Annotated in this window: 14 protein-coding genes; 3 read left to right on the forward strand and 11 right to left on the reverse strand. The window is 54.1% G+C overall.

All coding sequences use genetic code 11. The features are described 5' to 3' along the window. Positions 1-455 precede the first annotated feature (455 nt). The 5 genes from DACE_RS17090 to DACE_RS17095 form a co-directional block, all read right to left on the reverse strand. Positions 456-920: a DUF2062 domain-containing protein gene (locus DACE_RS17090; protein ID WP_005998972.1), complete on the reverse strand. Its 465-nt coding sequence runs from the start codon at positions 918-920 to the stop codon at positions 456-458. Further along, positions 920-1,963 (reverse strand): prolipoprotein diacylglyceryl transferase family protein, encoded by a 1,044-nt coding sequence (locus DACE_RS05220; protein WP_005998974.1) that lies wholly within the window; start codon positions 1,961-1,963, stop codon positions 920-922. Before DACE_RS05220 ends, DACE_RS17090 begins: the two co-directional genes overlap by 1 nt. Beyond that, the gene (locus DACE_RS05225) at positions 1,963-3,003 is read right to left on the reverse strand and encodes a phosphatidylserine decarboxylase (RefSeq protein ID WP_005998976.1); all 1,041 of its coding nucleotides are present in this window, start codon (positions 3,001-3,003) and stop codon (positions 1,963-1,965) included. The genes DACE_RS05220 and DACE_RS05225 overlap by 1 nt, the downstream gene beginning before the upstream one ends. Next, a complete protein-coding gene (locus DACE_RS05230; RefSeq protein WP_005998978.1) occupies positions 2,969-5,416 on the reverse strand; it encodes a hypothetical protein in 2,448 nt (815 codons plus the stop codon). Before DACE_RS05230 ends, DACE_RS05225 begins: the two co-directional genes overlap by 35 nt. A 197-nt stretch (positions 5,417-5,613) precedes the next feature. After that, positions 5,614-8,670, reverse strand: coding sequence for an EAL domain-containing protein (locus tag DACE_RS17095; protein WP_005998981.1), 3,057 nt, complete (start codon positions 8,668-8,670; stop codon positions 5,614-5,616). A 436-nt stretch (positions 8,671-9,106) separates the two neighbouring features. Here DACE_RS17095 and DACE_RS05240 point away from each other — a divergent pair, with 436 nt between their 5' ends. Together DACE_RS05240 and DACE_RS17100 are read left to right on the forward strand one after the other, a co-directional pair. After that, on the forward strand, positions 9,107-15,832 hold the full coding sequence (locus tag DACE_RS05240; protein ID WP_005998984.1) for a type I polyketide synthase: 6,726 nt from the start codon (positions 9,107-9,109) through the stop codon (positions 15,830-15,832). Positions 15,833-15,979: 147 nt separating this feature from the next. Continuing rightward, a complete protein-coding gene (locus DACE_RS17100) occupies positions 15,980-16,468 on the forward strand; it encodes a cytochrome c3 family protein (RefSeq protein WP_005998986.1) in 489 nt (162 codons plus the stop codon). Positions 16,469-16,536: 68 nt separating this feature from the next. On the opposite strand, the gene DACE_RS05250 is transcribed toward DACE_RS17100, so the two are convergent. Beyond that, complete coding sequence (locus DACE_RS05250) at positions 16,537-16,848, reverse strand: hypothetical protein (RefSeq protein WP_040366274.1); 312 nt, start codon at positions 16,846-16,848, stop codon at positions 16,537-16,539. Between DACE_RS05250 and DACE_RS05255 the strand changes: the two genes are divergently transcribed. Continuing rightward, positions 16,847-17,368: a hypothetical protein gene (locus tag DACE_RS05255; protein ID WP_005998988.1), complete on the forward strand. Its 522-nt coding sequence runs from the start codon at positions 16,847-16,849 to the stop codon at positions 17,366-17,368. The genes DACE_RS05250 and DACE_RS05255 overlap by 2 nt on opposite strands. 129 nt (positions 17,369-17,497) lie before the next feature. Here DACE_RS05255 and DACE_RS05260 read toward each other — a convergent pair whose 3' ends face one another. From DACE_RS05260 to DACE_RS05280, 5 genes are read right to left on the reverse strand one after another with little or no spacing between them, the layout of a single operon-like run. Further along, positions 17,498-18,595 carry an ABC transporter permease gene (locus DACE_RS05260; protein ID WP_005998990.1) on the reverse strand — a complete coding sequence of 366 codons (1,098 nt, stop codon included), beginning with the start codon at positions 18,593-18,595 and terminating at the stop codon, positions 17,498-17,500. A gap of 1 nt (position 18,596) precedes the next feature. Then, the gene (locus DACE_RS05265; RefSeq protein WP_005998992.1) at positions 18,597-19,733 is read right to left on the reverse strand and encodes an ABC transporter permease; all 1,137 of its coding nucleotides are present in this window, start codon (positions 19,731-19,733) and stop codon (positions 18,597-18,599) included. Next, complete coding sequence (locus tag DACE_RS18885; protein ID WP_005998993.1) at positions 19,726-21,621, reverse strand: ATP-binding cassette domain-containing protein; 1,896 nt, start codon at positions 21,619-21,621, stop codon at positions 19,726-19,728. The genes DACE_RS05265 and DACE_RS18885 overlap by 8 nt, the downstream gene beginning before the upstream one ends. After that, positions 21,618-22,649 (reverse strand): beta-barrel domain-containing protein, encoded by a 1,032-nt coding sequence (locus DACE_RS05275; RefSeq protein WP_005998995.1) that lies wholly within the window; start codon positions 22,647-22,649, stop codon positions 21,618-21,620. Before DACE_RS05275 ends, DACE_RS18885 begins: the two co-directional genes overlap by 4 nt. Then, positions 22,646-23,278, reverse strand: coding sequence for a TetR/AcrR family transcriptional regulator (locus tag DACE_RS05280; protein WP_005998997.1), 633 nt, complete (start codon positions 23,276-23,278; stop codon positions 22,646-22,648). Before DACE_RS05280 ends, DACE_RS05275 begins: the two co-directional genes overlap by 4 nt. Between the last annotated feature and the right edge of the window lie 14 nt (positions 23,279-23,292).

Consider the following 23,292-nt stretch of genomic DNA (forward strand, 5'->3'; position numbering starts at 1 on the left):
CCCGACCATTGCGCCCTACGGGTTCCCTCTCTTCGTTAACTTACACCGCGATGTCGGCAAAACTCGCTGCCGCTCAGACAGGTTGCCGACGATCATCGCGGTGACGTTCACTGCGTTCGGCGCTGCTGAACGGGGGAGCTTGGCTGCTAAATAACAAACCATCGCAGGGTGGGCACCGTCCCACCCGTTTAATCGGTGCCACGGAAGAGATAAAGGTCGGCGTCAAACCATTCTCAACGTTTTACGCCTGAGGTGGTGAATTGCACAATTTGCCGAGCTAAAGGGAGGCAAGCCGAATCTGTGACGCATAACGGAAAGAGACTCACTGTCGGTTAGTTTAGGTTCAGGAGGTGTTCAGCTGGTTTTTGCATACTTTTGGCCGGCCAGCCAGAAGTATGTCGGCTGCCGGGACGAGACCCGGCGACCTAGACCTTGATCTCGATCTTCAGCTCTTTTCACAAAACCATCGTCTTAACCGAGTCAGGCCGAAAGCGATGAAGCAGAGTCCGTGTTGCCAAATAACTGAGCGGAAACAACGCCAGGTTGATCCCACCCCACAAAACCAGAGCCTGCAGATTAACCAGCCACAGTTGTTCGAGTCCGGCCAGCGGAGCATCAAACAACTGAGCCACAAACTCACGATTAAGCGACACCGGATTACCGAACAACCGGGCACCCCAATAAAAAAACGGGAAAAATAGCGCAATCTGCACCGGGTACAACAAATAATTCACCAACTGGATCAGAGGGTGGCTCAAACGCCACCACCACCCCACCGCCAGACAGATGACGCAACTGCCCCACACCAGCGGCATGGTGCCCATCATCAATCCAACACTGATACTCAGAGCAATTTTACGGGTACTCAGCCCCTGACTGAACGCCCGAGTGACAGCCTGGCGCAGTCGGGAGCGCCACATCAGATCCGCTCATCATGGACAAAAAAGCTCAATGTCGCCCCAGTGACGGTACTTTTGCCGGTGTACCAGAAGATGACCAACCACACCGCCTGCAAAGACAGCAACACCAGCGGACTCCACAAAGCGGCCAGGCCATTGCCAATCTGGGCCGTCAGCGGCTCTGAGACCGGAACCAGCCACGCCACGATCACGACATAAGCCATGCCGACAACACCCATCCACTGATAGGCACTGAAGCGCTGGTTGCCGCGATAATCAGCACGCAGAACTTCGGAAAACACCCGCCAGCCCTGCGTGACCACGGCGGTCAACATAAAAGCCCATTGGTAGTGGCCAAGCAAAAACAAGCCACTGCCAATCACCGAAACAGCCACGTAAAGAATCGCAGTGATCGCCTGAATCGGCACCACCGGCTGGCCCTGCAGACCACTGGCATAAGAAATTTTCTTGTTTTCGCCATAAAATACAAAGTGATAGCGCTGAAAAAGCTTGCGCAGCAGCGAGGAACAATCACTCAGAGGCTTGCCATAGCAGCAGCCGAAACTGATACACGCCAGCCGCCCCAACCCTTCGCCCATGGCATAAGCAATTCCAAGGGCCGCCAGCGTTGCCAGCATCGGCAAACGGGGTGCATCACCACTCAAATTGATCAAACCAATCAGCCACGGTGCCACAATAACACCGACAAACACCGCGCCACCCACGGTGAAGGTATGCGCTTTGCCTTCCACCACTTTTGCCACCCAGCGCGATGCCGGCACACAGATGGCCAACAACAGAATGGCCAAAATCAGCAACGGAGCCAACTCAATGGCCACGGAACGCAACAGGATAATAAGCATTAACAACGCCATCACATAAGCGTTAGCCGTCAACAGGCCATACCAGGTCAGGTTGAATCCCTGCCAGGAACCGGTTCCCTCAGTTTTCACCGGTACAGCGGCCAGCATCTGCCAGCGTTCACCGGGAAGATATCTGCACCCCAGATAAAGTAAGGCCCCGCAGATCACTGTCAGGGCCAGAAGAAACAACACATTCTCCATCAATCGTCTCCTTGTCGGGCTGGCTCGTCAGCCCGCGGTAAGGCAATGGTTGACCGCACCGGCACATCGGTTTCCACCAACGGGCGACCAAAACCAAGACTGAACCGGCTGCTGACACCCTGACGCTGCTGGTTTTCCAGCAGATCAGGGCAAAAACGGATCCGTCCCGGCTCAAACAACAGCACATCGGTACTGCTGCCAGGGCGAAAAAGACTCTTGGGCTGGCCGCGCTCCAAGAGGACACCAGCCGCTTGCTCACTCACCGGCTCGTAACCTTGAGGATTGGCGCTGTAGCAGGACTGGATGTCACCAATCATCAACGCCACCACTTCAATCATCGCCACCAATCCGACCTGGCTACCGCCTTCAACATCGGTATCGATGATCGTGACCAGACGGCGATTTTTCGAATACGGGGTAACCTCGGCTACCACAGCGCCGGGATTGCAGGCATGATAACGGCCACCCAGTTCGTAGATGTCACGAATCACACCAGTGACCGGAACATGGTTGAAATGATATTTGTCCGGGGTCAACCGCAGGACGGCAAAATCGCCCTGGTTAAAGCACTGCAACCAGTCGTCTTTATCGGCACCCAGCAAATCGTCGAGAGAAAAGAATTTATCTTTGAGAAACAAGGCATCGGTCTGGGTCAATGAACCGACCACAAGACGAGCATCCGCCGTTGACACCACGGTTTCGACCCTGTCTTCCATGGGGCGGCACTGCCAGTAGCGTATTTTGCGCTCAAAAATCTTGCGCGGAGTGGTCAGTGTGGCCGGATCATCAAGACATTCACTGAGATCAACGCCGCATTTTTTGAGAAATGTATCCTGACCGCTGGCGCGACTGACCCGGTCGAGATCATAGTTGATGGTACCAAGCCATGAGGACACCCGCGGTCCGGTCAGGGCATTGAACACAACCGGCGCGTACTCGCGCAACGGGTGGTACATCCAGCGCACCAGACGATCCGCATACAGAGTTTCATCACAAACCTGGCCACTAGCTCGCTCGATATACTGGTGTGTCGCTTGCATTGTTGTAGAAACTCTCCTCTTTGGATGGGGTTTGAGCGGCCTGCTGATCGACATGGATACTTAGCAGCACCAGATTGATCAGGCGCAACAAATTCGCACCATGCAGGTTCTGGTAACGAGCAGCATCCATAAGTTGATCATAGGCATCTGTCAGACGGCGCTGGCCACAGATCATGCGCAAGGTGGAGCGGACACTAGCGTGCTGGGTTGCCATACGCTGCAGATGTGGCAGCTCATGGCGCAGCAATTCAAGTGCCTCGTCCACATGGCGTCGCCGCAATGTGGTACGGTAAAACTCCTCAGCGGCACGGTTAAATTCAGCGGCCGGCACCTGAAGCGGTTGATTGGTACCCAGAGTACTCATGATGTCCGCCGTCAAGCGACCGGACACAGAAAACTCATCAGGGCATTCGATACGACGCCGCAGATCCGCCATCAGCTCCCGGCAGCCCATCTGTTCAATCAGATCGGCACCGTCTTCACTGAGCACCTCGATCAGTGCCCGACAATACTCCTTCTGATAAACACGCAGATAACCCGGATAACGGCGGCTGTTGCGAATCTGTTTGGTTTTGCGCAAAATCCGCAACAGAAACCGGTTACGCGTGGTGCGCTTGACAAAGAAGGTCGGCAGGCCCAAAGCATGACCGAAGAAAATCTGCCGTCGTTCACTCTCAACGCCGGGATTATCGGGAATATGGCGGTGATCGTAACGCCCTTCAGCCATATATTTAAACGCCAGCGCGGTGATCAGGGTCTGCAAGGTGGTGGCTGCGCCCATATCCTGTTCAAATCCGGCAAACAGACTGTAATGACGCCCTTCAAAGCCGCTGAATCCCATGGTATTGAATTCACGCATCTTAAAGAATTGATACAACGACATGCGCGCATCAAATACACCCATGGCATCAAGATCGTGACGCAACCGTTCCTGATTACCCGCCACACCATTGAGCGCTGGACTTTCGTCACTGCTTAAAAACCCAACCGGATAATCGACCAGACGAAAATCGGGGACAAAATCACCCTTGAGGCCAAACAAGCGGCTCAACGGACGGTCGATCCATTCCGGTCCAAACGGTGTACGGCTGTGGCTGATCAGATTGAGGCTGGACTTTTTGCGCCAACGCCGCCACAACATGCGCAAGTGGGTAAAATCCAGTTCGTGAGCAAGAAAACCCAGGGCTTTTTCCGGGTGAAAATCCTCAAAACCCAGCCGGTACGGGGCCGCACTGAAATTGGCGGCAAACAGCGGCAGAAAGTGCTCCTGAATCTTAATGGCCAGATCTCCGCAATATTTCTCTTCGTCAGCGCCAAACAGTCCGCGTTCTCCTTTCATGTGGGCGGTCAGGCGGCGACTGCCGAGGCTGATGTGGGAACCATTGTTGGCCAGACTGATGTTGGACATGTTGGGCAACACCACCAGGTTGTTGGTGATAATCCCGGCCTCGCGCAGTTTGGCCACCGCATTGAGCTGGCTGCGACTGAGCACCTGATGACACAGATGCATGTACTGATGCTTCTCTTCCCCTTTGTCCCAGCCCGACAAACAGGGGCTCATATACAGCTCACGATAGAACGCATCGGGAATCATCTCATTGAGCTGTTTCTGGCGTTGCGGTGGATGCGGCGCACAGTAGATCTGGGCCTGTTGTCCACTGGCCGTTAAACCGAACTGTTCGTTGGCATATTCGGTCAGCAGTTGGGTAAGCAGAAAACGCTTGGCGGTCTCGTGCGCCAGCGCCTTACCCTGGCCGTTATCGGCCGACAGTCCGACAACATGAAACGAAAACGTCTCCGGGGAGGTGTTGTCGTTAAGGTAGTGATTGAGTAACCCTTCAGCGGTGGCGCGCAGATCCTGATGGAGGTACGGCTGGATGCCGATCAGATCGGCCAGAGACAGTTTGACCAGATAACTCAGCGGCAGGCGTAATTTTTGTTCACCCTGTTCATCGGTGAAGCAAAAACGGTGCAGATCGGAGCGGTTACCCAACTCCGGGTGACTTTTATCGGCAAGAAAATCCCGCTCCAGAACCTGCTGGGCATAACGACTCAATACGGAACGGTTGAAACGAACCCAACTGTTTTCCCATACCTGCTGGCCCTGGTCGCTGATAAATTCACGCAGAGCTTCAACCTGCTTTTCCGGCGTATCTCCGGATTGGGTCCGTTTGATCATATTGGCAAAAAAACGGGATTGTTCGATGGTCTGCGGCAGATCAACCTGTGAAGCCGACCCCACCACAACGGCCTGCAACTCACTCTCAGAACCAGCGGTCACATCACCATTCGCAAACGGCAAGTTCCCCAACGTGGTGCACCCCATCCGTTCAAACAAATCCGGAAGATTCGGCGTGTGGCGAGGATGATCGTGCCGGATTCGGTTGAGAACCTGCAGTCGTGGTGACTTCATGAAAAGCTCCTGACATCGTGTGCAAGGTAAAAAACGTTGACGGTGCGCACGATGCCCGAAGTTTATGTGGATTGGATTTGAACCGTGTAAAGGTGCGGTTAGATCAGCACAAACATACTGTGCGTGTTAGCACTGTGTTTATGGGGACGTTATCTATGGAAAATATCAGCCCTTTTGCGGAGCGTTAAATGAACGTCCTACGAGGATGGCATGTCTTGTGAAAACCAAGTGATCCCCTCACAATTGGCGCAGCGACACTGACGGTGACGCATGAATTCTTCAAATTCAGCAACCGGTAACGGTCGACTGCAGAAATAGCCCTGAATGTAAGTACAGCGATGATCGTGAAGCAGCGTGACATGATCCTCCGTCTCAACCCCTTCTGCGGTAACTTTGAGATTCAAACTGCGCGCCAGCGCCAGAATCGACAGAACAACATTGGTGCTGTCACGGGAATCGGGCACCTCAAACATAAATGAACGATCAATCTTCAAAATGTCAAGGGGCAGACGGGTCAGATAGCTTAACGACGAATAACCAGTGCCGAAATCATCGATGGAGATCTCAACACCAAGATCACGCAACGACCGGAGGATCTGCACCGTATTGTCAATATCCTCAATAATCATGCCTTCAGTGATCTCCAGCTCAAGAGCTTCGGCAGGCAATTGCGCCTCTTTGAGGATATCAGCGACCAAGCGCGGCAGGTAATCGAGATCAAACTGGGCAGGGGACAAATTGACACCCATATGAAATTCGGGATACTCCTGCCGCCAGATGTGAGCCTGTTCACAGGCCTGGAGCAGCACCCATTCACCAATGGGCAGAATCAGCCCGGTTTGCTCGGCAATGGGAATAAAACGGTCCGGGGGCACCATGCCGTCACGACTGTGCCACCGCAGCAGCGCTTCCGCACCGACGACCATGCCGTCTTTGAGGTTGATTTTAGGTTGGTAGTAGAGTTCAAATTCTCCATTGTCCACGGCTTCGCGCAACATCTCGGCCAAGCTCATTCGTTCAATCACCCGATCGCTCATCACCTGTTCATAATAACTGAAACTGTTGCGCCGAATATCTTTGATCGAGTACAGAGCGATATTGGCATTTTTGAGCAGTTCGGACACCGTTTCGCCATCATCGGGAGCCACGGCAATACCAACACTGGTGGTCAAACTGACCCGTTGTGCGCCAATCACAAAGGGGGCTTCAACGCACTCAAACAGTTCATCCAACAATGACCTGACCCGCTGTTTACGCAGAATAAAGGCGAATTCATCGCCGCCAATTCTGGCAACAAAGGAATCGTCATAACTGCATAACGTCAGGCGTTCGGAAAACATCTGCAGCAGTTTGTCGGCCAGAACCGGTCCAAGGGATTCATTGATCAGCTTGAACGCATTGAGATCGAGCACCATCACCGCCAGATTACAAGCTTCATCACAGGTAGTCAGGTGCTCTTCAAGCTTTTGCGCAAATGACACCCGGTTGGGCAGACCGGTCAGAGTGTCGAAATAGGCCAGTTGATGTAACTGGCGTTCAGCTTCTTTGATCTGACTGATATCGGATGAAATGGAGAAAAAGTTTTTGATGGAACCATCGTGATCACGAATAGTATCAATGGTCACCCAGGAGACATATTCTTCACCGTTTTTGCGGCGATTCCACACCTCCCCTTCCCAGTGACCCGTATCGATAAGTTGCTTCCACATCTGAGCGAAAAACGCACCGTCATGATGATCAGACTGTAACAATCGCGGATTCTGCCCAAGGACTTCACCACGTGAGTAACCACTGATGGATATAAACGCCTGGTTAACTTCAATGATCTGATTACACCGATCAGTGACAATGATCGCTTCAGCCGTATTTTCAAACACCTTGGTAATCAGTTTCAAACGGCGCTCAGCCGCCAGAGCCTCGGTCACATCGCGACCAAAACCGATAAAATTATCGATCTGGCCGTTTTCATCATATTCAAAGATGGCATCCCATAAAAACTGCCGCACCCTGCCATCGCGCATTTTCAGCGGCGCATGGAAATCACCGGTAAATTCACCATGGGCCATGGCTTTGGCAATATATCCCCCTAAATGCTCAGCTGTGGCCGGCGATGTGAACAGACCGAAAAAATTCTCCTGAAGGACATCTTCCCGTGCATAGCCGGTAGCTTTCTCCGCCGCCTGGTTAAACAGAATAATGCTCGAAGTATGATCAATACCGATCACCACCAGACCGGAATGCTCAATCATGTCTGAAAAGCGCTTTTCCTGCTGAAAGCGAATCTGATCACCAACGCGCAAACGCTCAAGCATCTCATTGATGGTGTTGCCGATGGCAGCGACTTCATCATCACCATCAACCTCAACGACCCTGTTCTGATCCGCCATCTGATTGCGACCGATTTGCTCCAGCCCCTGATTGAGGCGTACCAGGCGGGACAAGACCAGCACATCGAGGATCATCTGGGTGATAAACACCATGACGACACTGGCAAAAACAAACAGACCGAAAAACGCCAGCAGATTGCGTCGACTGAACTCACGCATAAAGCGAAAGCTCCCAGAATGCAAAACAAACGTGTCGTGCCCATTAAGATCGCTGAGGGATTTTTTCAGGCAGTTGTAAGATACGTCAGGACAAGTGCGCGGAGCCTCTTCAGCCAAGGTGATCCCGGCATGCATCTGCAACTCGTGATTAACCCGCTGCCAGAACGCCTCGCCCAACAGAAGACCGACAACCACCGTCCCCCCAGAAGACGTGTCATCTCTACCATGAACTATAGGACGTGTCACCAGCAACAGCGGTTGGTCTTTAAAACGAACAAGACCGTTTTGTCCGTCGCTCGTCGCCAAAGAAACCTGCTCTGAAACCTCTGCAAAAAGATTGCCTTTGTAGTTGGCAAGGACATGAAGGGATTTTTGGAACACAGGGGATTGATCAGGACTGACAATAAGGACAAAATCGACGGGAAGCGTATCAAAAAAAGCCATGGACAGGCTGTTCTCGCCATCCCCCTCGGTAACGCGCCATAACGGATCGAGAATTGAAACGGAATGGGCGATATTGATCAGATCATTCTCTTTTTCGTCCAGCAGGTTTTCCACCCGCAACAGAGCTTCGTGGCCGAACTGACTCTCAACCTTTTCAAGGTTCTTTTCATTGAACAGTTTCAGGCTGAAGACAAACACACAGGTGAGAATCACCAGGGTCATCAGAATTCCGAGAAAGGTTTTGGCACGAATCGAAAGCGTCATAGATTATCCCGTACTGAAACAATAAAATACCCGCGTCCCTGTGCTTCCAACCGGGTTCTATCACAAGAAACGAGTTCAAAAACATGCAACATAAAGACAAGCACAACCATACTGATTTCAAAGAGATAACACATCTAACCGGTTCTATGATAACGGCAATGGCTTATGAGAACAAGCTCCATTATTAAAATAAAGCCACATTAATCCTTTTACAGTGAGACTGAAAAAATTCGCCACCCTCCGCAGTGTATACGTGATTAACATCTCCCATTGCCCCTCTCCCGGCATCAACGTAGCGCAAAAAAAACCACCCGGCAACTTCTGCCAACATGCCTTTCAATCACCCGTCATTTGTAGTATAAGAATGTGTTTTACGTGGGAGCACTTCCCATAGATCTCTATTGACTGTTGATGTTCTAAACGGAAAATTCAATTCATGCACTCTGAATCTACTCAGCGCCCTGCTGTTGCCATTGTCGGAATCGGCGGCATTTTTCCTCAAGCCCCGACTCTGGAACACTTCTGGTCCATTATTCGCGATGGTGTTGCCACAGCCTCACTGCCCCCGCAAGGGCGCTGGCAACTGCCTGTTGATGAAGCTTACCACCCGGAAGAAGGCAAAGCGGATTGCGTTTATTCTAAAAAAGCCTGCTTCGTCGATCATTTCACCCTCGATCTGCCCTATGACCAATTAAAGATCGACGAGGAGTTGGTTCACCAATTAGACCCGCTGTTTCAGTTGTTGCTTCAAGCCGGTGTTACAGCCTGGCAGGAAGGCAACATGGCCAAAGTCGATCAGCAACGCATGGGCGTGATCGTCGGCAATCTGGCACTGCCCAGTGAAACCGCCTCCAAGCTGGCCCAAGACTACGTCGGTCGGACACTGTATGAAAAGCTCTTCGACCAGCAGCTCGAACCGAGCACCTCACCGCTCAACCGTTACATGACCGGCTTGCCCGCCGCAGTGCTCGGCAAAGCTCTCGGCCTGGGCGGCACCTGCTTCACCTTGGACGCGGCCTGTGCCTCGTCACTGTACGCCATCAAACTGGCGGTTGATGAACTGCAATCCGGTCGCGCAGATGCCATGCTCACCGGTGGTGTAGCCCGCCCAGACTCGCAATATACCCAGATGGGCTTTTCCCAGCTGCATGCCCTGTCCCCCACCGGCGTATGTGCCCCGTTTGACCAATCAGGTAACGGTCTGGTGGTCGGTGAAGGCGCCGGTGTGCTGCTGCTGAAACGCACCGAAGATGCGTTGCGCGACGGTGACCACATTTACGCCCAGATTGCCGGTATCGGTCTATCCAACGACATCGGCGGCAGTCTGCTGGCCCCCATGTCGGAAGGCCAGTTGCGCGCCATGCGTGCCGCTTATCAACAGGCGGGCTGGCAGCCGCAAGACGTTGATCACATCGAATGCCACGCCACCGGCACCCCGGTCGGTGATGCCGTTGAATTTGCCAGTCTCAAACAACTCTGGCAGGACCAGGCCACCGATCACCGCTGCGTTATCGGTTCGGTCAAGTCGAATATCGGCCACCTGCTCACCGCCGCCGGATCGGCTGCCGTGATCAAAACCCTGCTGGCGCTCAAACATCAGCAACTGCCGCCCACGGCCGGATTTCAACAGGCCGGTGAACAGATGGGCATGGAAGACAGCCCGTTTGACGTGTTGCCCACCTGTCAACCCTGGCAGCGCAACGAAACACGACCTCGCAGGGCCGCAGTCAGCGCGTTTGGTTTCGGCGGCATCAATGCCCATCTGCTGCTCGAAGAATGGCACGAAAACGCTACTCAGCAGAAAACCTCCAAACCGCAAAGTTCCTGTGAGCCGATTGCTATCGTTGGCCTGGATGTGCGCCTGGCCGACCATGCTGACATCGCAGCCTTTCGCCGCGACTGGCTGTCCGATCAGGAGGAAGAAACGTCCTTCTCTTCGCCGAAGCATTGGTACGACGCTGAAACAAGCCAATGGTTTACAAAAGAATTTTCGCAACACAACAGTGAATCAGGACACTATCTTGATCAAGTTGCGGTACAGCCGGGGACCTTCCGCATCCCCCCCACTGAACTCAAAGAGATGTTGCCGCGCCAGGCCCTGATGCTGCAAAGTGCCGCAGCCGCTCTCGACGATGCGGGTCTCAAAAATCACGACCATCTCGACACCGGTGTGTTTGTCGGCACCGGACTCGACCTGAATGCCACCAGCTTCAGCCTGCGCTGGGGATTGCCGGAACGGGTACGCCGCTGGGCAAAGCAAAGTGGCAGTGACCTTGACCAGCAACAGCTCGAACACTGGTGCGACACCTTACGTGACGCCATCTGCCCACCATTGACCGCCAACCGCACTATGGGTGCCCTGGGCAGCGTGGTGGCCAGCCGGATTGCCCGTGAATTCAAATGCGGCGGTTCCAGCTTTACCATCGCCGCCGAAGAGAACTCGTCCATCCAGGCCCTGCAACTGGCGACACAAGCGTTGCGACGCAAGGAGGTGAAAGTGGCGATTGTCGGTGGGGTTGACATGCCCGGTGACATTCGCGCCCAACTCAGTGCCAGCCAACTCGACCACCGTACACCGATCAATGAAGGGGCTTGTTCCGTCGTGTTGATGCCCCTGTCAGAGGCCCGGCAACAGGGACATACCATCTACGCGCTGATTCAGGACGTGACGACAGCCACGGCAGCGGATGATGGTTTGATGTCACCACGCCCGGAAGCCTTCAGCCGATTTGCCGACGTCACCGGCACGACGTATGTCGATCATATTGCCCCGAATACGGCAACTCTGGATATTCTGCGCAAAGAGATTCGGCCGTCATGGCCTGTTTCCAGCTCGCACCGTTATGGCCACAGCGGTGAGGCGGCCGGTCTGGTCGGCGTTATTGCCGCAGCCCTGTCTCTGCACCAGCGCATTCTACCAGCCTCGGCAGACAACGATGCCCGTTACTGGCTACACAATCGCCAGGAGGGACTACGTCAGGCCCTGGTGACCAGCACCGCCACCGGCGGTTTGCTGGCGGCGGTCCGCCTTGGTGAGGATGATCATTGCGACACCCCACTGCCGCAACGCCTACCTGCGGCGCCCTTGAATCGTGCCCTGTTTGCCGTATTTGGATCAACACCGGGCCACCTGCTCAGCAAGTTGACCGAACTGGAACAGTGGCTGGCCCATCAGAACCAGACCGCCATTGCTCCACTGGCCGCGCAGTGGCGTCTCAGTTCGCAACCGGAGAACACACCGGGAATGGCCCTGACTCTGGTGTGCGCCCATGTGGCCGAGCTGGTCGAACAAATTGCCTTTGCCCGTGAACATGTGACGCAACATCCCGATCAGCGTCTCGACGGTCGCGGCGGTGCCCGCCTTCCAGCCTGCGCTCGCGACAATGTGTTCTACAATCCCGAACCGCTGGCCGACAAGGGCCAAGTGGCGTTCATCTTCCCTGGGTCCGGCAACCAGTTCCCCCACATGGGACGGGAATTGGGCCTGCTGTGGCCGGAGATCTTTGAGCAGCAACATCGTGACAACCAGCGTCTCAAAGACCAGTTCCAGCCCCACCTGTTCTGGAACGGCACCGAGCGTGAGCAGATTGAGCAGGACCACAACGGCATGATCATCGCCCACGTGGCGTTGTGTACCGCGCTGAGTGACCTGGTACGGCGTCTCGGCGTCTCACCCCAGGCCGCCATCGGTTACAGCCTCGGTGAATCATCCAGTCTGTTTTCCCTCAAAGCCTGGCAACAACGCGATGCCATGCTTGAACGGATTGAAGCCTCACCCTTGTTCACCCGCGATCTCGGCGGACCATGTGACAGCGCGCGTCAGCTGTGGCAATTACCAGACAATGACACGGTCGATTGGACATTGGGCATTGTCCCCATCGCTGCCGATCGGGTTGAACACGCATTGCAGGGCCGTGAGCGAGTTTACCTGTTGATCATCAATACCCCGCAGGAATGTGTTATCGGTGGCCAGCGAGCGGCCGTTGAGGCCCTGGTGGCAGATCTGGAGTGTCCATTCATCGAACTGAAGGGCGTGACCACCGTCCACTGCCCAGTGCCGACCATGGTGGCCAAACCGTATCACGATCTCCACCTGTTTCCGACCACGCCACCTGAGGGTATCCGTTTTTATAGCTGCGCCAGTGGCCAGCCCTATATGCCGGATACGGAGAGCTGCGCAGCGGCTATCCTTGCCCAGGCGGTGGATCGCATCGATTTTGTCCGCGTGATTGAAAATGCCTACAACGATGGCGTGCGCCTGTTCATTGAAACCGGCAGCGGCAATTCATGTACGCGCATGATTCCGCGCATCCTCGGTGACCGTGCCCATATGGTGCGCCCGGTGCATGTTGACAATCAGCCCATGGCCGTCACCGTTACCAGACTGATGGCACAACTGATCGCCGAAGGTGTTGAGTGCGATCAATCGCTGTTGGAGCAGGACGCGAAAAATCCGCTGCAGCCCGCCGGCAAACCGGCCAATGCCGTCATCCTCACAAATGGCCAGGCGAACTTGACTTTGCCACCCTGCCCAATGGAACAGCAGAACTCTTACGATGTATCACCGTCACCAGCGCGTCCACACGTGATAACGCAACCGTCACAGAGCAAGCCGGTTTCTGGGTCACAGCCGGTCACGAATCCGGTGTTTGCTACCATGAGCCGCACCCAGCACCACCATACGGCCTGCCACGACACCTTTCTCGGTCTGTCGGAGCAGATCCAGCAGCTCATGCAACGCAACCTGGAACTGCAAAAACAACTGCGAGCCCATCTGCCCGAAGAGTCTCAACCAACAGCACCTGCGCAACCGGCTCTTACGGCAACAGCCGTGGTCAAACCGCAGCAGGATGTGGCTTTTGACCGCGACATGTGCATGGAGTTTGCCATCGGTTCCATCGCTGCCATGCTCGGTCCCCGTTTTGCGCCCATCGACGACCATCCGACACGGGTGCGCTTACCCGATGAACCGCTGATGTTGGTGGACCGGATCATCAAGGTGGAGGGGGAACCCTGCTCCATGAGCCATGGCCGGGTGATCACAGAACACGATGTCACGGCGGACCGCTGGTACCTCGACGGCGAGCGCATCCCCACCTGTGTTGCGGTAGAGGCGGGTCAGGCAGATCTGTTTTTGTCCGGCTATCTGGGCATTGATTTTCACACCAAAGGTCATGCGGTTTATCGCCTGTTGGATGCCATTGTCGAATTCCACAGTGAGCTGCCCAAGCCCGGTGATGTGATCCGTTACGATATCCGTATTGAACGCTTCTTCCGCCAAGGCGACACCTGGCTGTTCCGCTTTGAGTTCGACAGTACCGTCAACGGCCAACCGCTGATGACCATGCGCAACGGCTGTGCCGGATTCTTCTCCCAGCAGGAACTCGATGCCGGTAAAGGGATCGTTCACACCAAGTTCGACTTGATGCAACAACAGGGCAAACGACCGGCCGACTGGCAGGAACCGGTGGACATGATTCGTGAAAGCTATAATGGCGAGCAGATCAAGGCGCTGCGCAACGGCGACTTGGTGTCCTGCTTCGGCAACGCGTTTAACGCTCTGACGATCGGCACCCCTTACACTCTGCCCAGCGGTCACCTCGAACTGGTCGACCGGGTCACGGAAATCATTCCGGGTGGCGGGCGTTTTGGTCTGGGACAGATTCGCGCCGAGATGGATATTCAGCCGGACGACTGGTTTCTCACCTGCCATTTCTGCGACGACAATGTCATGCCCGGCACCCTGATGTACGAGTGCTGCCTGCACACATTGCGCATTTACCTGATGCGCATGGGCTGGGTCACGGCTGAAGGGGAAGCGGTCTGGCAACCGGTTCCCGGAGTTGGCAGCCAACTCAAGTGTCGTGGTCAAGTCACAGAGCACACCAAAACCGTCACCTACGAAGTCACCCTGAAGGAGTTGGGCTACCGCCCGGAGCCTTACGCCATTGTCGATGCTTTGATGTATGCCGACGACAAGCCGATTGTCGAGATCATCAACATGTCAGTGCGTCTGAGCGGTGTCACTCGTGAGGCAATGCAACAACGCTGGCACGCGGCCCCGCAGGTTGAAAGATCTGTGATCAAACCGGCCATTTACGACTATGACAGCATTCTCGCCTACTCGAATGGCAATCCGTCTGAAGCGTTTGGCGAACCCTATAAGATCTTTGATCAGCAACGGCGCATCGCCCGTCTGCCACGACCGCCGTTCCAATTTCTCGACCGGGTGACTGACGTTCGTGCCGAAGCGTGGAAGATGGAAGCCGGCGGCACCATTGAAGCGCAATATGATGTGCCCAGCGATGCCTGGTATTTCGGCGAAGAGCGCACCGGTCAGATGCCATTCAGCGTGCTGCTGGAGATCGCCCTGCAACCGTGCGGCTGGATGGCCGCCTATGTCGGCTCAGCCTTGACCAGTGATATTGACCTGTGCTTCCGCAATCTGGACGGCAATGCCGTCCAGCACCGTGAGGTCACGCCACAGACCGGCATCTTGTCCACCACGGTAAAACTGACCCGGGTGTCCAGCAGCGGCGGCATGATCATTCAGAGTTACGATTTTCAAGTGGAAGACCAACACGGTATGGTGTACAGCGGTGATACCGTATTCGGCTTTTTCACCGAACAAGCCCTCGCCAACCAGATCGGCATTCGCGACGCAGCCCTGTATCAGCCGACACCGCAAGAGCAACAGGGATCACCACTGCCCTACCCAATTCAGGCACCGTTCCCGGATGAAAAATTGCGCATGATCGATGAAATTGCCCTGTACGCAGCTGACGGTGGCCCGCACCAATTGGGTTACATTCGCGGCACCAAACAGGTCAATCCCGCTGAATGGTTTTTCCAAGCCCACTTCTATCAGGACCCGGTATGCCCCGGCTCACTGGGCCTTGAGTCCTTCCAGCAGTTGCTTAAGTATGTTGCCAGCCAGCGCTGGGCATGTGATGAAAACACGGTCTTTGAACCGATCACCCTCAACCATCAACACCATTGGATGTACCGGGGACAAATCATCCCGTCCAACGATGTTGTGACAGTGGAAGCGGTGATTACGGCCGTGGACGATAAACAAAAGATTTTGACTGCAGATGGTTTTCTACAAGTTGACGGCAAGGTGATTTACCAGATGAAATCATTTTCACTGCGCATTTCATAACCTTGAAAACACTTTAGGTTTTCACCGCAACACCCTTGATTTAAAGAGATATTAGAAAATATAGACAAGCTTACCCTTGAAACATTACGTCAAAGTGGTACGATAGATTTTCTTTAATTTTATTGAGAACAACACAGGAGGAGTATTATGGTTCGATGGATGATCATTATGACGGTTTTGCTGTTGTCAATGACCGCCTGCAGTTCGGATGAAGCACCGACACAGCACGCGGCCTCCTTGAGCAAAGCCATCCAGGAAGCCCCGCAGCCGGTCGAGGAACCGCAAGTTGTCGCCGCTGAACCGGAAACAGTTGCTGAAGAATCAGTCGAGCAGGTCAAACCAATGCCCTCTTCCGACTGCTCTGTCGCAGAGTTCAAACAATCTGAAGTGGAAAAGCCGACAGCAGAGCAACCGACCACATCGATTGTCTCCGTGGAGCTACAATGTACGTTCGGCCCGGTTCTCTTTGACCACCGTAGTCATGTAGAGATGATGAGCTGTGACACCTGTCACACCAGCAACCCACCAGGAAAAATCGCCAAAAGCAAAAAAGAGTTTCACGCCACCTGCCGCGGCTGTCATGCCGACAATGGTGCCGGACCAACCAAATGTCGTGAGTGTCACAACCGCGAATAGATCAACACGCCATAGTCAAAACGCCGGCAGAGTCATTCTGCCGGCGTTTTAGTGCCATCTGTTCCACGTCAAATCCGTTTTCCCTGATGCAACGATGTTCGTTTACGTGCTTTCCCTTTTCGAACGGAACGCCCCTTCCCCGCATTGGAACCCCTGAAAATCTTGATGATCTTTTCCCAAAAATACGCCAGAATAAACAGCGCGATAAAAGGAAGGTATTGATACCAGGCCAGGGGAGTCAAAACCGACACAAAAAAAATCACAACGATCAGGGCGATCGCGCCCACGATGGAATACACTGCCATTTTGTTCACCTCGTTTTCATTACATAACACATGAGGCCAAGCCTCAGGACCCAGCGCACCACGCAGGAGACCCATGCTCAACCTTAACCGCACCGAACAACAATATATCGAACGTGCCCAACACATCAACCTTCATGATATCGATTACGACTCATTGCTCAAACATCGTTCGCATCATACCTATTCAGCACTTGGCATTGGGGCCTGTTTTTTTATGGTTGGTATTCTGTTGTTTGTTGCTGAAATTCTGCCGGATGTTCCCAGTATCGGTTCCATTCCCGTAACCATGATTCTGCTCACCGGTCTGATGGTTATCTTTTACGCCTTACGTTATCAAAGAGAAATTGAAACCCGCGTCACCTACGATATTCTACAGCGAATTCAGGCCATTGAGGGACACGATGGCTTTCTGTGGCGCATGAACACCATCATCAATGCCTATTGTCAGGAACAGTACGGCGGGCTGCCGGAGAGCATTCAGCAATTGCAAATTTCCTCTCAAGCGGGCGGGATTGAGATGAGTGAAATCCGTCTGTACAAGGATGTTCTCAAAAACACGATTGTCTGGTACCGAAACAATATGCCGGAAGAGTAATCCTTTTTTTGAACTTCGCCACTTTTAATTGCTCCAGCGAAGACCCTCCTTAAATCGTCTGATCCCACGTAATGCGGGCTTGCACCCCAGCAGGTCGCGATTGAAGGGAAAAGTCAAGAAAGTGTAGCGCTATAAGGTCTTGCGGAACTTGACTGCAGCAATCGTCAAAAAGCCCACGGCGTGAACCATCTCCCACATGATCTGTTGCCACAAATCCACCAGCCCGGCTCCTTTGATCACCACGCCGGTAATCGCTTCAAACCCCCAACGCATCGGATTGAGATGGGTCAGATACTGGACGGCCTGTGGCATGTTGTTGACCGGAAAAAGATAACCACTGAGCAAAGCACAAGGCATCATGATGAAGAACGCTGTCAACAGCGCCTGCTGCTGGGTATGGGAGATGGTACTGATCAATAAGGCCAGCCCCAGGTAGGAGAGGATATTCAGGCCGACGACAAAGATCAGCACAACCACACTCCCTTTGACGGTGATGCCGAACACCACCCGCGCCAGCACAAACATCATGGTCGTGGTTAGATAGCCGGTCAGAAAAAACGGCAGGGTCTTGCCGATAATGAACTCAAAACGGCCAATGGGCGTAACCATCACCTGCTCAATGGTACCAATCTCTTTTTCACGGACAATGGCAATACTGGTCAGCAAGGTGCTGGTCACAAGAATCATCAGCGTGATCAGCCCCGGCACATAAAAGTTGCGGCTGTCGAGATTGACGTTGAACAGATTGCGCGGCACCAATTCAACAGCGGGCTCAATATGGGCGGTTAGAGCGCGATTGTAGCGCTGCAGCACGCTGCTGGCGTAGTTAAACATAATACCGGAGTCGTTGCTCATGGTGCCGTCGGCGATCAACTGGACGGCCACCGTTTTTCCCGATTCCAGATCGCGAGCGGTTCCGGCGGCAAACATCAGAATGCCCCGCACATCACCACGGTCCAACAACTGGCGAGCCTGGGCCAATGAATCCACCATGCCATACACCTTAAAATAGCCGGAGGCGATAAAATCATCGGTGATCTCGCGGGTGACCACGGACCGGTCGTCATCGACAATGACCAGATCGATGTTTTTAACATCCAGAGTCAGGGCAAAGGAGAACACCAGCAGTTGCACCAAGGGGAAGCCGAACACAATAATGCGCATTTTCGGATCACGCAGCATCTGCTTGAGCTCTTTGACCAGCATGGCTTTGAGTTTGAGAATCATGTCAGTTCAACCTCAGTTTCAGCGCCCGATTGGCAATAAACACCATCACGGCGGCATACAGGGTCAACAGCATAAAATTGCTCACCATCATCTCCAGCCCCACCCCTTTGAGATAAATACTGCGCAGCATGGCAATAAAGTAACGAGCTGGAAAAATATGGCTCAAAATGCGGATCGGCAGCGGCATATTGGCGATCGTGAAAACAAAACCACTCAGTACCAGCGTTGGTAAAAAGCCGGTAATCAGAGCGATTTGATTGGCGACCACCTGTTTTTTCAGCACAATGCTCAACACCAGTCCGTAAAACAGCACGCCGACGAGGAACACCGACGCCACCAGTAACACCAGCGCCGGTTCGCCACGCAACGGCACATCAAACAGCCATTGACCGAGACCGGCGGCGATCAGCACATCGACGATACCGATAAAGTAGAGCGGTATCGCCTTGCCCAGAGTCAACTCCAGACGACGAATCGGCGTACTGATCAGTTGCTCCATCGTACCGGTCTCCCATTCACGGGCCACAGTAACACTGGCCAGCATGGATGCGATCACCACCATAACAATGGCAATAATGCCGGGAACGATATTGTAGGTGCTGACCAGGCCTTGGTTGTACCAGGCGCGCATATGACCTTCAACCTGCCCCACCTGGATTTCGCTGCCAAGATGACGACTGCGCTCGACCAGGACCTGCTGACTGTACAGCCAGCCCAACGCCTGGGCGTAACCAAGAGCCAATCGACCGATGTTGGCATCACTGCCGTCGACAATCAGTTGCACCTGAGCGGTCTTTCCTTGTTCAATATGGCGGGCAAAATCACGCTCGATGAGCAACGCCACCAGAATGCGGCGCTGGCGCATGGCGCTCTGAACTTCGTCGAGCGTTTGCAACGAGTGCTCAATAGAAAAATAGCTTGAACCGTCAAATTGACTGATCAGATCACGACTTTGTGGCGACATGGAGCGATCAATCACAGCCGTCGGCACCTGCTTGAGGTCCATATTCAGCGCGTAGGCAAACAACGCCAGCAGCAGCACCGGGATGGCAACAGCCAACGCCAGGCTGCGCCAATCGCGCAGAATATGGATAAATTCTTTGACCACCACGGCCTTAAGTCGCTGCAGGTTAATCATCGCTACGCGCCTGTTCAATTAATCGGATAAAAACATCTTCCATACTCGGCTCTGTCACAGAGACCTGTGCGGCCACCTGCTGTTGACGGAAGAACGCTTCCATTTGCCTCTGTCCTTGCTGTGCATCACGCACCGTCACATGCAATCCCGCCCCAAACAGCGCCACATCCGTGATCTGATCAAGGTCGGCAACCGCATCCAGCCATTGCTGGGGTCGCTCTACAGCAACCTGAAACAACAGGCCATCATGATGCTGACTCTTTAATTGCGCCGCAGATCCGGAAGCGATCATCGCGCCGCGATAGATCAAGGCCAAACGGTCGCAATACTCAGCCTCTTCCATGTAATGGGTGCTGACAAACACGGTCACGCCGTGATCGGCCAGCTCGTTGATAATCTCCCAAAATAAACGACGACTGGCCGGGTCCGCACCACTGGTCGGCTCATCGAGAAACACGATGGACGGTGCATGGAGGATGGCGCAGGCCAACGCCAACCGTTGCCGCCAGCCACCGGCAAGATCCGCAGTCGGTTCAGAGCGGCGTTGTTCAAGTCCGGACAATTGCAGCGCCCAATCACGTCGCTTGGCCAGATGGGTGCCGGACAGGCCATAGATACCGCCGTAAAAGTCAATATTTTCCACCACCCGCAAATCTTCATAGAGCGAGAACTTCTGGCTCATGTAGCCAATGCGGGTTTTAATTCGCTCGCCCTGACGCTGGACATCAAAACCAGCCACCTGACCGCGCCCGGCACTCGGCGTCAACAGCCCGCATAACATGCGGATGGTCGTACTTTTGCCGGCCCCGTTCGGCCCCAGAAAGCCAAAGATCTCACCGTACGGCACATCCAGAGTAATTTTGTCGACGGCGGTAAAACTGCCAAAGGTTCGTGTCAGATCCTCCGTAATTACAGCACTGCCTTGCGGGCTGTCGATCCCCTGAGCCACCTGACTGAGCAAGGCATCTTTCTCGCTGTCCGCAGGTTGTAGGGTCATAAATATATCTTCGAGCTGGGCACGCTCCTGAACAATATCGCTGGCATCCGGTAACCAGCGACGCAGTTGAATCATCATGGCTTGCGAGTCGTCACAACGCACCCTGACCCGGTCGCCGTAGAGATGTATCTGGTCGGAATCAAGATGCTGCTTGAGAATCCGTGCCGACTCAATACAGCGCGAACACGATACCGAAACAATATGCAGCCCGCTCTCTTCGACCACCTGTGCGGGCGTTCCTTCGCGGATCAACTGTCCCTGATGCAACAGACCGACCCGTTCACAACGCTCGGCTTCATCGAGATAGGCGGTACTGACAATGATGGTCATGCCTTCGCCAACCAGTTCATAGAGGATGCGCCAGAAGTCGCGACGACTGACCGGATCGACGCCGTTAGTTGGTTCATCAAGCAACAACACCTGGGGTTTATGAATCAGGGCACAGATCAGCTGGAGTTTTTGTTTCATGCCACCGGACAGTTGACCGGCACGCCGCTGACGGAACGGGCGCATGGTGCTGAAATCAAGCAGCAGTTCGGTGCGCTCGCGGCGTTCCGCGCCACTCATGCCGTAAAGATCGGCATAAAAGCGGATGTTTTCATCAACCGTCAGATCGGGATAAAGGGCAAAACGCTGACTCATATAAGCCATGCGATCTTTGACCTGCTCCTGCTGTGAGGTTGACGAAAACCCGCTGATAAACGCTTCGCCGCTATCCGGTCGCAACAGGCCGCTGAGCATACGCAATGTTGTCGTCTTACCTGCGCCGTCCGGACCGATCAGACCATAGATGGTGCCGTGCCCCACCTGAAGAGCCAGTGACTGGACGGCAACAAGCGGACCAAACGCTTTTTTCAGTCCACGGGCTTCAACAGCCCACGCGTCACTCATGGCGACTCCAGGAGGATCTGCCCTTCAACAGGCATCCCCGGTTTCAGTTCGTGCTGCGGATTTGCCAAGGTGATTTTAACGCGGTACATAAAATTGATCCGCTCACGGTAGGTTTGCACCGACTTGGGAGTGAACTCCGCTTCGTCAGAGATATAGGTGACCACACCGTTGAAATCACGCTCAGGCCAACTGTCACTGCGAATCACCGCTTTCTGGCCAAGCTGAATGCGGCCAAGATCTGTTTCACTGACATACACCCGCGCCCACACCTCATCGAGAACGGCTGCGGTAAAAATGACACTGCCCGGTTGAACGTATTCCCCCACTTCGGCCGGCCGAGTAAGAATGGTGCCATCAAGCGGTGCGTTAAGATGGGTATAGGTCAGTTGCTGGCGCGCCTGCGCGGTTGTCTGCTCAGCCACTTTCACTTGGGCCTGAGCAGACAAGATCGCCTCATTGCGCGAGCCTTCGACCGCCAGACTTAACCGTTCCCTAGCCTGGCCAACAGCCGCCCGCGCCTGTTTTACATGCTGTTGTGCAGTTTTCAAGGCGGTCTGGTACAGCTCCAGAGTGCGGCGGCTGGTGCCACCTTCTTCATAGAGTTGGGAGAAACGCTGTTCATCGAGTTGCGCCTGTTCGAGTTCGGCCTGACTGGCCTGCTCTGCAGCTCGCGCTTCATTTATGGCGGCCTGAGCTTCGCGAATCTGTTGGGTGCGACTGCCGGCCAGCACTTCGTTGAGCACAGTTTGCTGATAATCGCGTTGCGCTTCGGCCACAGCGACCGCCAGAGTTTCATCACTGTCCTCAAGCACTGCGAGTTGTTGCCCCTGTTTGATCTGGTCGCCTTCATCAACATGCAGCTCGCTGAGACGACCGGAAATCTTAAACGACAAATCAACCTCCGTGGTCTCGATCATCCCGGAAACAAGGACACGGTCCTGAGGAACCGTATCGCGACTGTTGACGATGACAAAACCCACAGCAGCACCGATCACAAGAATCAGCGGCAACAGGAGTAATTTTTTCATAACCCCTCCTCTTTCAGGCCACACAGACCATGCAGGGAAAATTGGTATATATGTTGAGCATGACGTTCAATCTCTTCACGATCTTTGCCGAGCGTAAAACCTGAACGACTCATGACTTCATGGGCGATAAACGGATACAGGCATTGTCCGGCAACACTGGTGGCTATTCGGATCAGTTCCGCCGGTTCCCGTGGCCCGACAAATTCGCGCACCACATCGACCATGGTCAAAATCATCGGTTGAATATGGCGTTGAAACAGTTTTTCAAAGGCCGGTGACGGTGCGGTTAACTCCCGCGCCATCAGTCGCACCCGCGAACGATCACGTCCGAGGCCGTCACCACCAATCAGACGATGCAGTAACAGGCGAATTATCTGGCGCAAGCGCTGTTCAGCGGACATGCCCGGCGTCAGGTAGTCGGTCATGGGGTAGCGGTCAAAAGCGTCACCAATCACCTGATCAAGGAGGGCTTCATACAGACCGTTTTTGTTTTTGTAGTGGTAATGAACCAGGGCAACACTGACACCGGACTTGGCGCAGATGTCGCGAATCGTCGTGGCCTTAAAGCCCTTATCGGCGAAGAGTTTCAGTGCCGTCTGTTCAATACGTTGCTTTGCAGAAAGTTTCATTTATCGCACCCTGA

The sequence above is a fragment of the Desulfuromonas acetoxidans DSM 684 genome (assembly GCF_000167355.1).
Classification (GTDB): Bacteria; Desulfobacterota; Desulfuromonadia; order Desulfuromonadales; family Desulfuromonadaceae; genus Desulfuromonas; species Desulfuromonas acetoxidans.